Below are 14,023 nucleotides of genomic sequence, written 5' to 3' on the forward strand. Positions count from 1 at the left end.
TCCTTCTACTAGCCTCGGGCACGCTGCGCTGGGACTGGAGGGAACGTGACGTCGTCGAACGGGCCGTCGGCTGCCGCACCCGTCCCCCCGCCCCGGACGACCGGGGTGCCGCTGCCCGACCGCGCGGCCCTCCCGGACCGGGTCTGGACCCTGCCCAACGCCCTGTCGGTGCTGCGGCTGCTCGGCGTGCCGCTGTTCCTGTGGCTGCTCCTCGGGCCGGAGGAGGACGGCTGGGCGCTCGTCGTCCTCATGGTCTCGGGCTTCACCGACTGGCTGGACGGCAAGCTCGCCCGCTGGCTGGACCAGGGCAGCCGCCTCGGGGCGCTGCTGGACCCCGCGGCGGACCGGCTCTACATCGTCTCGGCCCTGGTCGCCCTGGCGCTGCGCGAGGTCGTGCCGCTGTGGCTGGTGGCCCTCCTGGTGGGCCGGGAGCTCCTGCTGGGCGTGCTGCTGCTCGTCCTGCGCGCGCACGGCTACCCGCCGCTGCAGGTGCACTACCTGGGCAAGGCGGCGACCCTCCTGCTCCTCTACGCGTTCCCCGTGCTGCTGATCGCCGACGGGGAGGGCACGCTGGCCGCCGTCGCCGAACCCTTCGCCTGGGCCCTCACCATCTGGGGCACCGCCCTCTACCTGCTGGCCGCCGCCTTCTACACCGTGCAGGTGGTCGGCCTGGTCGCCGCGGACCGCGCCGCGGCCCGCCAGGGCCCGCCGTGACCGGTGCACGCCCGCCCGGCGGCATCCGCTCGCTGGGCGCCTCGCTCCTCGACGACGTCCTCGCGGAGACCCTCGACCCCGCGTACGCCCAAGCTGCCGCCCGTCGTGCCGGGGAGGATCCGCCCCGGCGCGGCCGCGGCCGGGTGCTGGTCGCGCTCACCATGGCAGCGGCCGGCCTGCTGGCGGCGGTGACCTACGACCAGGCGGCCGCCCGCGCGGAGGGCCGCCAGGAGATCCGCGAGGCGCTGGTCAACGACATCCAGGACGAGTCGGCGGTCTCCGACGACCTGGCCGCCCGCCTGGAGGAGGTGCGCGCCGAGGTCAGCCGCACCAGCGACGAGCTGCTCGCCGCGACCGCGGTGGGGCAGCGGGCGCTCGACGCCCTGGCCCGCGCCGAGCAGGGCACCGCCGCCGTCCCCGTCACGGGGCCGGGGCTGCTGGTCACCCTGGCCAACGCCGAGCCCGACGCCGACGACGACCCGCTCGGCACCGGCGCGGCCGGGAGCGAGGCGGTCCAGGTGGCCGACGGCGACCTGCAGCTGGTGGTCAACGCGCTCTGGGGCGCCGGTGCCGAGGCGATCAGCGTCAACGGCCAGCGGCTGGGCCCCACCAGCGCCATCCGGTTCGCCGGCGAGGCGGTCCTGGTCAACTTCCGCCCGGTCACCAGCCCCTATCGGATCCGCGCCGTCGGCGACCCGGACGCGCTGTCCCAGAACTTCCTGCTCGACCCCCAGGTGCGCGACCTCGCGGAGTTCGCCGCGGCCACCGGGCTGCAGTTCCTGTTCAGCGAGGAGGACGACCTGTCCCTGCCGGCCGCCAACCCGCCGGAGCTCCGCTCCGCCGAGGTCGTCAGTTCCCGCCGGGCCCCCGGCACCGAGCCCAGCCCCGGAGGCTGACGTCGTGATCCCGATCCTCGGCCTCGCGGCCGGCGTCCTGCTCGGCCTGGTCTTCGACCCCACCGTCCCGCTCTGGCTGCAGCCCTACCTGCCGATCGCCGTCGTCGCCGCCCTCGACGCCGTCTTCGGCGGGTTCCGCGCCCGCCTCGACGGCATCTTCGACGCCAAGGTGTTCGTGATCTCGTTCGTGTCGAACGTGGTGGTGGCCGCGCTCATCGTCTTCCTGGGCGACCAGCTCGGCGTCGGCGCGCAGCTGTCGACGGCGGTCGTCGTCGTCCTGGGCATCCGCATCTTCGGCAACGCCGCCGCCATCCGCCGGCACGTCTTCCGCGCATGACCGGTCCGGAACGGCCCGATCCGCCCGGCGAGGAGAACCCGGGCGCGGGACCGGCCGGCCCGGGACCGGCGGGGGAGCCGCCCCCGGCGCGGCGCCGGCGGCGCGACCCCCTCGCGGCGACGCTGATCGGCGTCCTCACCCTGCTGCTGGGGTTCGCGCTGGCCGTGCAGGTGCGCAACGCCGACGAGGCCCAGGTGCTGGCGGGCGCGCGCGAGGAGGACCTCGTCCGCATCCTCGACGAGCTCGACAGCCGCGAGGAGCGGTTGCGCTCGCAGCTGGCCGAGCAGCGGGCCGCGCTGCGCGAGCTCAACGGCTCGGGCAGCCAGACCGGTGCCGCGCTCGAGGAGGCCCGCCAGCGCGCCGAGAGGCTCGGCATCCTCAACGGGACCCTCGCGGCGCAGGGGCCGGGGATGACCCTCACCGTCCGGGACCCGGCGGGCACCGTCCAGGTGTCCGACCTGATCGACGTGGTCCAGGAGCTGCGCGGGGCGGGCGCGGAGACCATGCAGGTCGACGACGTCCGGATCGGGCACTCCACCGCCGTCACCGGCGCGCCCGGCGAGCTCGTGGTCGACGGGACGCCGCTGCGCTCGCCCTACGAGTTCGTCGTCCTCGGCGACCCGCAGGGGATGGAGACGGCCATGAACATCCCGGGCGGGGTGGTGCAGCGCATCGAGCGGCGCGGCGGGTCGGTCGAGATCACCGGATCCCCGGAGCTCGTGGTGGACGCGTTGCGGCCCCTGGACCGCCCTCAATACGCTGCGCCCGACACCGAATAAGGACCTCGGTGCCCCCCACCTCTCGCTCCGCTCGAGGTGGGCCCCTGCACCGAGGCCGTTCCATCACCTCACCCGGGAGACGACCGCCGCATGGCCACGCCTGACGACCGCCGCTACACCGACCAGCACGAGTGGGCGCTGGTGCAGGGGACGGACGGCACGTCGACCGTCGTCCGGGTCGGCATCACCGACCACGCCCAGGACGCGCTCGGGGACATCGTCTTCGTGCAGCTGCCCGAGGTGGGGGCCGAGGTCGCCCCCGGCACGCCGATGGGCGAGGTGGAGTCGACCAAGAGCGTCTCCGACGTCTACGCGCCCGTCACCGGCGTCGTGGCGGCGGTGAACACCCGCCTGTCCGACGCGCCCGAGACGATCAACGCCGACCCCTACGGCGAGGGCTGGCTGGTCGACATCGCGGTCCCGGGGGAGGGCGGCGACCCGATCGGCCAGCTGCTCGACGCCGACGCCTACCAGGCGGTGGTCGAGGGCTCGTGACCGGCCCGCCGGGAGGCTGGCCCCGGCGGTCGCTCACTATGATCGTCGCGGGGTGCAGAACAGCGGGGGACCTGCGGCGAAGCCGCCCCCCGGCCCCGCCCGTCCGGTTGACCCTCGGGCCGACCGGCTGGTTCCATGACCCACGGTCCGCCGCCCACCCGCGGCGGCCGACCCACGGAGGGCCGCCCGGCCCACCGTCCGCCGGCCGCCCGCGGCCAATCGGTCCGCGGCGGGCCCCTCGCACCGGAGGAGACGCAACGTGCACTGCACTCGATGTGGCCACGAGAACCCCGAGGGCAGTCGCTTCTGCGCGCAGTGCGGTGCGGCGCTCTCCCCGGAGCGCGTGGGTGAGGCCACCAGCGTGATCCCCAAGGTCGGCGGCGAGGACACCGGCGACCAGCCCGAGGCGGTGGAGGCGGCCGACGCGCACGCGGGCGCGGTGGAGTCGCTGCCGGCCGGCTCGGCGCTGCTGGTGGTCAAGCGCGGCCCCAACGCCGGGAGCCGGTTCCTGCTCGACCAGGACGTCACCACGGCCGGCCGGCACCCCGACAGCGACATCTTCCTCGACGACGTCACGGTCAGCCGCCGGCACGTCGAGTTCCACCGCGAGGGCGGCGGCTTCTCGGTGCACGACGTCGGCAGCCTCAACGGCACCTACGTCAACCGGGAGCCGGTCGACGTCGCCACCCTCGCCGGGGGCGACGAGGTGCAGATCGGCAAGTTCCGCCTGGTGTACCTGACCGGCCCGCGCACGGGCGAGCCCGCCGCTCGCTAGTGCACCGACCGGTGACCGCCCGCACGTGGGATCCGCGGAGCGGGACCTCTGGACGAGGTCCCGGGGAGAGAGGGGCGTGACCGCCGTGCCCGGGCGCGAACCAGCGCTCGGGGACGCCGGCGACCAGCACGCGCCGCGCCTGACCATCGGTGAGGTGCTCGCGGTGCTGCGCGACGACTTCCCCGACGTGACGATCAGCAAGATCCGCTACCTCGAGTCCGAGGACCTGGTGCACCCGCAGCGCACGCCGTCGGGGTACCGGAAGTTCTCGCGGGCCGACGTCAGCCGGCTGCGGTACGTCCTCACCGCCCAGCGGGACCACTACCTGCCGCTGCGGGTGATCAAGGACCACCTCGACGCGCTCGACCGCGGGGAGCCGCTCCCCGGCACCGGCAGCGGCTCCGCGCCGCTGCCCCCCGCCTCCACGGAGAAGGGGACGACGGCCCCGCTGACCGCCGAGCAGTTCGCGCGGGCCGCGGGGCTGGAGCCCGGGCAGCTCGCCGACTGCGTGCAGTTCGGGCTGCTGACCACCGACGACGAGGGCCGGCACCCCGCGGCGGACCTGCCCATCGCGCGCGCGGCCGCGGGGCTCGCCCGGCACGGCATCGAGCCGCGGCACCTGCGGGTGTACCGCAGCGCCGTCGAGCGGGAGGCCGGGCTGGTCGAGCAGCTCGTCGCCCCGGTGCTGCGGGCCCGCTCGGAGGAGGCGCGCACCCGCGCCACCGAGAAGCTGCAGGAACTGGCGGCGCTCTCCGCGCAGCTGCACACCGCCCTGCTCGAGACGCGCCTGCGGGAGCTCCTCCGTCCCTGAGCGGGCGTACCGTTGACGCGTCGCCGCCCGGCCCCGCCCGGCGCGGCCGACGAGACACCGGCCGCCTGACCACACCGTCCCGCCCGACCCCGGGCCGCAGCCGAGGGAGCCGCACCGTGCAGGAGCTCAGAGTCGTCGGCGTCCGCGTCGAACTGCCCGGCAACCAGCCGATCCTCCTGCTCAAGGAGACGCAGGGGGAGCGGTACCTGCCGATCTGGATCGGTGCCGTCGAGGCGGCCGCCATCGCCTTCGAGCAGCAGGGCGTGCGCCCCGCCCGCCCGATGACCCACGACCTCCTCCGCGAGGTGGTGCGCACGCTGGGCGCCGAGCTCGAGGCGGTCAACATCACCGAGATGCGCGACGGCATCTACATCGCCGAGCTGGTGTTCGGCGACGAGCGGGTGGTCAGCGCCCGCCCCTCGGACGCGGTGGCGCTGGCCGTGCGCACCGGTGCGCCGATCTTCGGCGCCGACGACCTGCTCGACGAGGTGGGGATCGAGATCCCCGACGAGCAGGAGGACGAGGTCGAGAAGTTCCGCGAGTTCCTCGACCAGATCTCGCCGGAGGACTTCGGCGCCGGGTCCGGCTCCGGGGGCGGCCCCGCATAGCCCCCAACGGGTACCTATCGGCAGGCGCGCCGCATCCGTCACCCGAAATGGGGCTGGTGTGGCGACACGCCGCTCCTCTCAGTTGACCGGCCTCCGGGCCCGGCTTACCGTCGGCGAACGACAACGGTGTGACACCTGAGGGCATGGGGTGCCGGGCCGTCTACCCGCCCCAGCCGAGGCGGGACTGAGGAGGACGCTGGACGTGAGCGACCAGGGCAACGGCTCGCAGGGTCAGCTGTTCAGCGACGCCGCCGTCGGGGCGCCGCAGTACGACGAGGTCGACACCGACCTCGTCGGCTACCGCGGCCCGACCGCCTGCGCCGCTGCCGGCATCACCTACCGCCAGCTCGACTACTGGGCCCGCACCGGCCTGGTCTCGCCGTCCGTGCGCAGCGCCACCGGCTCGGGCACCCAGCGGCTCTACTCCTTCCGCGACATCCTCGTGCTCAAGGTCGTCAAGCGGCTGCTCGACACCGGGGTCTCGCTGCAGAACATCCGCAAGGCCGTCGACCACCTCCGCCAGCGCGGCGTCAAGGAGCTGGCCAACGTCACGCTCTTCTCCGACGGCGCCACGGTCTACGAGTGCACCTCCGCCGAGGAGGTCGTCGACCTGCTCGCCGGTGGCCAGGGCGTCTTCGGCATCGCCGTCTCCGGGGCGCTGCGCGAGCTCTCCGGTGAGCTGGCGGAGCTGCCCGCGGAGCGGATCGACGGCGGCCAGGTCGTGCCGTCCGACGACGAGCTGTCGATGCGCCGCCGGCGCCGCGCGGCCACCGCCTAGGCCGCTCTCCGGGTCCCCGGTCGCCGGGGGCTCCCGCTGGTAGCGTTCGAGCAGTGGCCGACCGTGCTGAGAACGCGGCCGGACCGGTGGGGGAGACCCTCCCGCCGCTGTCCGGATCGCTCCCTTCCCTGACGTCCCTCGACCCCGCCGGGGCCTTCGCCGGCCGGCACATCGGGCCACGGCCGGACGACACGGCGGCGATGCTCGCCGCCGTCGGCCACCCGTCGCTGGAATCGCTGGTCGACGCCTGCGTCCCCGAAGGGGTGCGCGACCGCGCGCCGCTGGACCTGCCGCCCGCGGAGAGCGAGGCCGCCGTCCTGGCGCTGCTGCGCGAGCGCGCCGCGGCCAACGAGGTGTTCACCTCGATGATCGGCCTGGGCTACTCCGGCACGGTGACCCCGCCGGTCATCCAGCGCACGGTCCTGGAGAACCCCGCCTGGTACACCGCCTACACGCCCTACCAGCCCGAGATCAGCCAGGGCCGGCTCGAGGCGCTGATCAACTTCCAGACGACGGTCGCCGACCTCACCGGTCTGCCCGTGGCCGGCGCCTCGATGCTGGACGAGGCCACCGCGGCCGCCGAGGCGATGACGCTGGTGCGGCGCGCCGGGCGGGCGAAGGGCGACGCGGTATTCGTCGTCGACGCCGACACCCTGCCGCAGACCCTGGGCGTGCTGCAGACCCGCGCCGAGCCCCTGGGCATCGCGTTGCACGTCGCCGACCTCTCCGCCGGCTGGCCGACCGACCTGCCCGAGGCCGGCGCGTTCGGCGTGCTGCTGTCCTACCCGGGTGCCAGCGGCGCGGTCCGCGACCACCGGGCCCTGGCCGCCGCCGCGCACGAGGCGGGGGCGGCGGTGGTCGTGGCCGCGGACCTGCTGGCTCTGACCCTGCTGGAGGCGCCGGGGGAGTGGGGTGCCGACGTCGCCTGCGGCACCACGCAGCGCTTCGGCGTCCCCATGGGGTACGGCGGCCCGCACGCCGGCTACCTCTCGGTGCGCGAGGGGCTGGCCCGCCAGCTGCCCGGCCGGCTCGTCGGGGTGTCGGTCGACGCCGACGGCGACGTCGCCTACCGGCTGGCGCTGCAGACCCGCGAGCAGCACATCCGCCGGGAGAAGGCGACCAGCAACATCTGCACCGCGCAGGTGCTGCTCGCTGTGATCGCCGGCGCCTACGCCGTCTACCACGGGCCGGAGGGGCTGACCGCCATCGCCGCCCGGGTGCACCGCGCCGCCACGGTGCTGGCCGGCTGGCTGCGCGCCGGCGGGCTGGAGCCGGTCCACGAGCACTACTTCGACACCCTCGCGGTGTCGGTGCCCGGGCGGGCCGACGAGGTCGTCGCCGCCGCGGCGCAGCGGCGGATCAACCTGCGCCGGGTCGACGCCGACACCGTCGCCGTCGCCTGCGACGAGACGACGACGCAGGAGGTCCTGCGGGCGGTGGCGGAGTCCTTCGGGGTTGCTGCCGACGACGCCGCGCTCGACGACGACGGCGCGGACGCGCTCCCGGCCGGCCTGCGCCGCCGGACGCCGTTCCTCACCCACCCGGTGTTCTCCGCGCACCGCTCGGAGACGGCGATGCTGCGCTACCTGCGCTCGCTGTCCGACAAGGACCTGGCGCTGGACCGCACGATGATCCCGCTGGGCTCGTGCACGATGAAGCTCAACGCGGCCACCGAGATGGCCGCGATCACCTGGCCGGAGTTCGCGCACCTGCACCCCTTCGCCCCGGCCGAGCAGGCCCGCGGCTACCGGCAGCTGATCGACGAGCTGTGCACCGGGCTCGCCGAGGTGACCGGCTACGCCGGGGTCAGCGTGCAGCCCAACGCCGGCTCGCAGGGGGAGTTCGCCGGGCTGCTGGCCATCCGCGGGTACCACCGCGCGCGGGGCGAGGAGCACCGCGACGTCTGCCTGATCCCCAGCTCGGCGCACGGCACCAACGCCGCGAGCGCGGTCATGGCCGGCATGCGGGTGGTCGTCGTGGCCTGCGACGAGGCCGGCAACGTCGACGTCGCCGACCTGCGCGCCAAGGTCGGGCAGCACGCCGAGCGGCTCGCCGCGATCATGATCACCTACCCGTCGACGCACGGCGTCTTCGAGACCGACATCCAGGAGATCTGCGCCGCGGTGCACGACGCCGGCGGCCAGGTGTACGTCGACGGGGCCAACCTCAACGCGCTGGTCGGGCTCGCCCGGCCCGGCCGGTTCGGCTCCGACGTCAGCCACCTGAACCTGCACAAGACCTTCTGCATCCCGCACGGCGGCGGCGGTCCCGGTGTCGGGCCGGTCGCCGTCCGGGAGCACCTGCTGCCGTTCCTCCCGGGGCACCCCGTGGTGGGCACCGGGGCTTCGGGCCCGGTCGTCTCGGCGGCGCCGTGGGGGTCGGCGGGGATCCTGCCGATCTCCTGGGCGTACATGCGGCTCATGGGGCCCGACGGCCTGACCCGGGCGACGCAGCACGCGATCCTCGCGGCGAACTACGTGGCGGCCCGGCTGCGGGAGCACTACCCGGTGCTCTACACCGGCGCCGACGGGCTGGTGGCCCACGAGTGCATCCTCGACATCCGGCCGCTGACCAAGGCGACCGGGATCACCAACGACGACATCGCCAAGCGGCTGATCGACTTCGGGTTCCACGCGCCGACGATGAGCTTCCCGGTGGCCGGGACGCTCATGGTCGAGCCGACCGAGAGCGAGGACAAGGCCGAGCTCGACCGCTTCGTCGAGGCGATGGTGACCATCCGCGCCGAGATCGAGAAGGTCGCGACCGGCGAGTACGACCGCACCGACAACCCGCTGCGCAACGCGCCGCACACCCTGGCCATGCTGGCGGGGGAGTGGGAGCGGCCCTACCCGCGGACCGAGGCGGTCTACCCGGTGCGCAGCCTGCAGGGGCGCAGCTACCTCAGCCCGGTGCGGCGGATCGACCAGGCCTACGGCGACCGCAACCTGGTCTGCTCCTGCCCCTCCCCGGAGGCCTTCGAGGAGCACGACTTCGGCGCGCACCCGCCGGCGGCGGACGGAGCCGTGCCCGGCCGCGGCGCCGGCCACCCCGACGACCTCGGCACCGCAGCCGACGTGGTGGGCGCGCCGGCCTAGCGGGAGGCCCCCGTCCCGCGGCGTGCCCCGGGACGGGGGCCGTGCCACTCCCAGGGTGCTGTGCCGGTCCCTGGTGGCAGGGTGGCGCCCGTGGACGCGAAGACCGCGCTGCGGCGCGACCTCCAGGCCGGCCGGGACGCCGTGCTCTGGAAGCTCGAGGGGCTTCCCGAGTACGACGTCCGGCGGCCGATGACGCCGACCGGCACGAACCTGCTGGGCCTGGTCAAGCACCTGGCGTTCGTGGAGCAGGGCTACCTCGGGGCGGTCTTCGGCCGGCCGGTCCCGGAGGCGCAGGCCTGGATCGAGGACGACGGCAGCGAGCCGAACTGGGACCTGTGGGCCACGGCGGACGAGACGCGCGAGCAGGTCGTGGACGGCTACCGGCGGGCCTGGGCCCATGCCGACGCGACGATCGGCGCGCTCCCGCTCGACGCCCCCGGGCACGTGCCGTGGTGGGGGCCCGGTCGCCGCGACGTCACGCTGCACCAGGTCCTGGTGCACGTCGTCGCGGAGACGCACCGCCACGCGGGGCACGCCGACATCGTGCGCGAGCTGATCGACGGGGCGGCGGGGCTCCGGGCGGGGGGCAGCAACCTGCCGGAGGTGGACCGGGCCTGGTGGTCGGCCCACCGCGAGCTGATCGAGCAGGTCGCCCGGGACGCCGCGGCGCGCTGACCGGCCGGCTAGGCCTCGTCCAGGGCACCGCACCGAGCGCGCGAGGGGTGGGGAGGACGAGGTCCTTTCTCAGGCGGGGGTCAGCCAGACGTGGTGGTCGGGGACGGCCCGGCCGTCGGGGAGCAGCGCGCCGTCGTCGTCGAACAGGACGACGCCGTTGCACAGCAGGCGCCAGCCCTGCTCGGGTCGGCTGCGGAGGACGGCGGCGAGGTCGCGCGCCTCGCTGGTGGCGTCGGGGCAGGGCGTGACGTGGTGGCACATGGCGGTTCCTCTTCGTCCGGTGTCCTCGTCGGCCGGTGCGGGTTGCGCACCGTGCTCGTCCGAGGAGTGGATTCGGCAGGTTCGCCTCCCGGCTGAAGCGCCGGCGGGTGAGCTGGGTCACCAATTCACCCGGAGGAGTCGGCAGGTCCTGCCATGCCGGCCCGCGGCGCCGGCATCCCCGCAGGTCGGACGGGTGGGACCGGTCAGAGCTTGCGGAGCAGGACCCGGCGCACCGCGTGGTCCGCGGCCTTCTGCAGCACCAGGCGCGCCCGCGACCGGGTCGGCGCGATGTTGTCCCGCAGGTTCGGGCCGTTGACCGCCGACCAGATGCCCAGCGCGGTCTCCCGGGCCTGGTCATCGGTGAGGTCGGCGAACCGGTGGAAGTAGGCGGTGGTGTCCTGGAACGCCGTCCGGCGCAGCGCCAGGAACCGCTCGACGTACCACCGCTGGATGTCGGCCTCCGCGGCGTCGACGTACACCGAGAAGTCGAAGAAGTCCGACAGGAAGATCTCCGGGGCCGACCCGTCGGTGCGGCGGCCCGCCTGCAGGACGTTGAGCCCCTCGAGCACCAGGATGTCGGGCCGGTCCACCGCCTGCACCCGGCCGGGCACGATGTCGTAGGACTGGTGGTCGTAGACCGGCGCGAACACCTCCTCGCGGCCGGACTTCACGTCGGCGAGGAAGCGCAGCAGCGCCCGGCGGTCGTAGCTCTCGGGGAAGCCCTTGCGGCCGAGCAGGCCGCGCTCCTCCAGCACGGCGTTGGGCAGCAGGAAGCCGTCGGTGGTCACCAGGTCGACCCGGGGGACGCCGGGGGTGGCCGCGAGCAGCGTCTGCAGCAGGCGCGCGGTGGTGCTCTTGCCGACGGCGACGCTGCCGGCGACGGCGATGACGAACGGCACCTTGGCGGTCGTGTCGCCCAGGAAGTCGCTCTGCGCGGCCCACAGCCGGCGGCTGGCCGTCACGTGCAGGCTGAGCAGGCGGGCCAGCGGCAGGTAGACGGTGGCCACCTCGTCGAGGTCGATGCGGTCCCCGAGGGAGGCGAGGTCCTCCAGCTCGGCCGCGTCGAGGGGCAGGCTCGAGCCGGCCGCGAGCGCCCGCCACGAGTCGCGGTCGAACACCGCGTAGGGCGAGATGGAGCCACGAGTCCCAGCCGTCACGGGCCCCATGGTGCCGTCCGCACCCGGGGCGGCCTGCGCGCGGGTCACCCGGGCGGGTGTGCGGCCGGGCCGCGGAGGGCCGGCGGCGGCTCGGCGGCGGAGAGCGGGGCTAGTGTTCTCCCGTGCCTTCCCGCCCGGGGCTGCTCGAGTGCATCGAGCGCTACTTCGCCGTCGCGCCGCAGCCGGATGCGCGGATCCAGGCCGCCGGGGCGCTGGACGTCCCGATCGCCGATCCCGCCTGGCCCTACCCGGCCCGGCCCCGGGGCGGTGGCGCGCGGGTGAGCGCCGACGACGTCCGCGCGGCGGTCGCGCTGCAGCGGGCGGCGGGGCTGCCGGCGGCCCTGGAGTGGATCCCGGAGTGCTCGCCCGAGGTGGCGGTGGCCGCCCGCGCCGCGGGTCTGGCCGTCGAGGAGCTGCCGCTGCTGGTGGCCGACGACCCGGTCGACGTCGTCCTCCCGGCCGGGATCCGGCTGTTCCTCGTCGGCGCCGACGACCCGGGGCTGCCGCTCTACCAGCACGTGGCCGCGCTCGCGTTCGCCCACCCCGGCGGGGTCACCGACGCGCCCGAGGTGCCGCCGGAGCAGTCGGCCGAGGCGCAGCGCCGCACGGCGGTCCTGCGGGAGCGGATCGCCGAGGGCCGCACGGTCATGATGGTGGCCATGGAGCACGGCCGGCCGGTGGCGGTCGGCTCGCACCAGCCCGTCGACGTCGAGGGCACCGAGGTCAGCGAGGTGGTCGGGGTCGCGACGCTGCCGCGGCTGCGCGGTCGCGGCCTGGGTGCCGGCCTGGCCTCGGCGCTCACCGCGCACGCCCGGGAGAGCGCGGACCTGGTGTTCCTGGCCGCGGGTGACGACGACGTCGCGCGCGTCTACGAGCGCATCGGCTTCGCCTGGATCGCGACCACCGCCGTCGCCGAGCCACCGCAGGCCTGAGCCCGGTCGCCGGCTCACCGGTGGCTCGGGACGGTCTTCCCGGCGGCGAGGGCCGCGCCCGCGGCGGTGAGGGCCGCGCGCGCGGCGTCGTAGCCCACCGACCGCGGGACCTCGCTGAGCAGGACGGCGACCGTGGAGCCCAGGACCGCCACCGAGTGCAGGTGCCGCTGCCCGCCGACGCAGCACATCCACCCCTGCTTGACCGCCGGCTCCGCGGGCAGCGTGCCGAAGAGCCCGAACTGCTGGTCGAAACCGTCCGCGGCCACCGGCGTCGCCTCCCGCATCCAGCCGAGCAGCGTCGCGGCGTCCTCCGGGTGGGCGACGACCGGCAGCCGGGCGAGGAAGGTGGCCAGGTCGTGCGCCGTCGTGACCGCCTGGCCCCACTGCCCGGGGATCCGCGCCGGTGGGGGGCCGGTGCCCTCGAGGTCGTAGCGGTCGGCGACGTCGCGCACCATCTGCCCGCCGTCGTACCGGACCCAGAGCGCGGAGGCGGCCGGGTCGTCGGAGCGGCGGATCATCTCGCGCAGCAGGTCGCGGTCGGCCGGCCCCAGCGCGATGGAGCCGGCGCGCGCTCGGGTGAGGATGTCCTCGGCCATGAACAGCTTGACCATCGACGCGGTCGGGAAGGGCCGGTCGGCCACCGCACCGTTCCCGGCGCCCCACGCGCGCTCGCGGAGCGCGCGCGCCTCGGCCGCACGGATGCTGCCCTCGCTGATCCGGCTGTGCTGGCGGTCCACCACGACCGCCAGCGTCCCGGTCGCCCCGTACGCCTGCACCGCGTCGGCCACCAGCGCGGCCGGCGGTTCCCCACCGGCCGCCGCGCGCCCCGGGCGGAAGCCCTCCAGCGCGAGCAGGTGGACGACCGCGAGCACGGCCGTCACCAGGGGGAGGGCCACGGCACGGGACCGGTATCGGGCAACCGGATGGGACACGCCCCGATAACTTCCCCGGCCGGGGCCGGATCTACCGCGCGCGGCGCGGCGCCCGGACCCGCCGGGGTGGCCGTGCCGCTGCGCGACCGGACGGCTGCGCAGCGGCGGCGCCTGCTGCTACTGCTGTTCGTAGGTGGCGACCAGGGTGGCCCGGGCGAGCGTGTGCGAGAAAAGGTTGAAGCCCAGCACGGCCGGGGCGGTGCCGGCGTCGACGTCGAGCCGGTCGGTGTCGACGGCGTGCACCACCACGAAGTAGCGGTGCGGCCCGTGACCCGGCGGGGGAGCGGCGCCGACGTACCCGTTGAAGCCGCCGTCGTTGCGCAGCTGCACCGCGCCCTCGGGCAGCTGCGGGGAGTCCTGGTCACCGGCACCGGCCGGCAGCTCGGTCACCGACGCCGGGATGTTCGCCACCGCCCAGTGCCAGAACCCGCTGGCGGTGGGGGCGTCGGGGTCGAAGACGGTCACCGCGAAGCTGCGGGTGCCCTCGGGGAAGCCGGACCAGGCCAGCTGCGGCGAGCGGTCCTCGCCGCCCGCGCCCATGACACCGCTCACCTGCGGCATCGGCATCGGCTGCCCGTCGGAGACGTCGCTGCTGGTCACGGTGAAGCCCGGCACCTGCGGCAGGAAGTCGTAGGGGTTGGGCGGGGTGGGCCGGTCGGCCATGGTGGTCCTCTCCCTGGAAGTCGTGTCCCTGGACGTCGTGGCTGGTCGGGGCCGCCGGAGCGCCCCCGTCGGACCCTAGGCAGCGCCGCCGCCCGGCGCCCGTCGGGACCGGCGC

At 75.3% G+C, this 14,023-nt stretch carries 16 protein-coding genes; 12 read left to right on the forward strand and 4 right to left on the reverse strand.

The genetic code is table 11. The features are described from left to right. Window positions 1-45: 45 nt before the first annotated feature. The 11 genes from E9529_RS02075 (at window position 46) to E9529_RS02125 (ending at window position 9,963) form a co-directional block, all read left to right on the forward strand. A complete protein-coding gene (locus tag E9529_RS02075; RefSeq protein WP_236829447.1) occupies window positions 46-714 on the forward strand; it encodes a CDP-alcohol phosphatidyltransferase family protein in 669 nt (222 codons plus the stop codon). Beyond that, on the forward strand, window positions 711-1,610 hold the full coding sequence (locus E9529_RS02080; RefSeq protein WP_236829448.1) for a DUF881 domain-containing protein: 900 nt from the start codon (window positions 711-713) through the stop codon (window positions 1,608-1,610). The genes E9529_RS02075 and E9529_RS02080 overlap by 4 nt, the downstream gene beginning before the upstream one ends. A 4-nt stretch (window positions 1,611-1,614) precedes the next feature. Beyond that, window positions 1,615-1,947 carry a small basic family protein gene (locus tag E9529_RS02085; RefSeq protein WP_091932660.1) on the forward strand — a complete coding sequence of 111 codons (333 nt, stop codon included), beginning with the start codon at window positions 1,615-1,617 and terminating at the stop codon, window positions 1,945-1,947. Beyond that, entirely contained in the window at window positions 1,944-2,726 is a 783-nt protein-coding gene (locus E9529_RS02090) for a DUF881 domain-containing protein (protein WP_236829449.1), read from the forward strand. The genes E9529_RS02085 and E9529_RS02090 overlap by 4 nt, the downstream gene beginning before the upstream one ends. 90 nt (window positions 2,727-2,816) lie before the next feature. Next, entirely contained in the window at window positions 2,817-3,221 is a 405-nt protein-coding gene (gcvH, locus tag E9529_RS02095; protein WP_236829450.1) for a glycine cleavage system protein GcvH, read from the forward strand. 259 nt (window positions 3,222-3,480) lie between these two features. Beyond that, window positions 3,481-3,996: an FHA domain-containing protein gene (locus E9529_RS22520; protein ID WP_091932657.1), complete on the forward strand. Its 516-nt coding sequence runs from the start codon at window positions 3,481-3,483 to the stop codon at window positions 3,994-3,996. Window positions 3,997-4,072: 76 nt separating this feature from the next. After that, window positions 4,073-4,807, forward strand: coding sequence for a MerR family transcriptional regulator (locus E9529_RS02105; protein WP_236829451.1), 735 nt, complete (start codon window positions 4,073-4,075; stop codon window positions 4,805-4,807). Between the two features lie 116 nt (window positions 4,808-4,923). Continuing rightward, window positions 4,924-5,415 (forward strand): bifunctional nuclease family protein, encoded by a 492-nt coding sequence (locus E9529_RS02110; RefSeq protein WP_236829452.1) that lies wholly within the window; start codon window positions 4,924-4,926, stop codon window positions 5,413-5,415. Between the two features lie 235 nt (window positions 5,416-5,650). Then, on the forward strand, window positions 5,651-6,193 hold the full coding sequence (locus tag E9529_RS02115; RefSeq protein WP_236825939.1) for a MerR family transcriptional regulator: 543 nt from the start codon (window positions 5,651-5,653) through the stop codon (window positions 6,191-6,193). Window positions 6,194-6,246: 53 nt separating this feature from the next. Further along, window positions 6,247-9,288, forward strand: a complete 3,042-nt coding sequence (gene gcvP / locus E9529_RS02120) for an aminomethyl-transferring glycine dehydrogenase (protein ID WP_236829453.1) — start codon at window positions 6,247-6,249, stop codon at window positions 9,286-9,288. Window positions 9,289-9,378: 90 nt separating this feature from the next. After that, complete coding sequence (locus tag E9529_RS02125; RefSeq protein WP_236829454.1) at window positions 9,379-9,963, forward strand: DinB family protein; 585 nt, start codon at window positions 9,379-9,381, stop codon at window positions 9,961-9,963. A gap of 69 nt (window positions 9,964-10,032) precedes the next feature. On the opposite strand, the gene E9529_RS02130 is transcribed toward E9529_RS02125, so the two are convergent. Next, window positions 10,033-10,224 (reverse strand): DUF5999 family protein, encoded by a 192-nt coding sequence (locus E9529_RS02130; RefSeq protein WP_236829455.1) that lies wholly within the window; start codon window positions 10,222-10,224, stop codon window positions 10,033-10,035. 203 nt (window positions 10,225-10,427) lie between these two features. After that, the gene (gene coaA / locus E9529_RS02135; protein ID WP_236829507.1) at window positions 10,428-11,390 is read right to left on the reverse strand and encodes a type I pantothenate kinase; all 963 of its coding nucleotides are present in this window, start codon (window positions 11,388-11,390) and stop codon (window positions 10,428-10,430) included. Window positions 11,391-11,503: 113 nt separating this feature from the next. Here coaA and E9529_RS02140 point away from each other — a divergent pair, with 113 nt between their 5' ends. Beyond that, window positions 11,504-12,313: a GNAT family N-acetyltransferase gene (locus tag E9529_RS02140; protein WP_236829456.1), complete on the forward strand. Its 810-nt coding sequence runs from the start codon at window positions 11,504-11,506 to the stop codon at window positions 12,311-12,313. Window positions 12,314-12,327: 14 nt separating this feature from the next. Here E9529_RS02140 and E9529_RS02145 read toward each other — a convergent pair whose 3' ends face one another. Both E9529_RS02145 and E9529_RS02150 read right to left on the reverse strand, forming a co-directional pair. Further along, a complete protein-coding gene (locus tag E9529_RS02145) occupies window positions 12,328-13,209 on the reverse strand; it encodes a class A beta-lactamase-related serine hydrolase (protein ID WP_236829457.1) in 882 nt (293 codons plus the stop codon). Between the two features lie 153 nt (window positions 13,210-13,362). Continuing rightward, entirely contained in the window at window positions 13,363-13,908 is a 546-nt protein-coding gene (locus E9529_RS02150; protein ID WP_236829458.1) for a YbhB/YbcL family Raf kinase inhibitor-like protein, read from the reverse strand. Window positions 13,909-14,023: the final 115 nt, after the last annotated feature.

The sequence above is a fragment of the Blastococcus sp. KM273128 genome (assembly GCF_021698975.1).
In the GTDB taxonomy this organism is placed as follows: Bacteria; Actinomycetota; Actinomycetes; order Mycobacteriales; family Geodermatophilaceae; genus Blastococcus.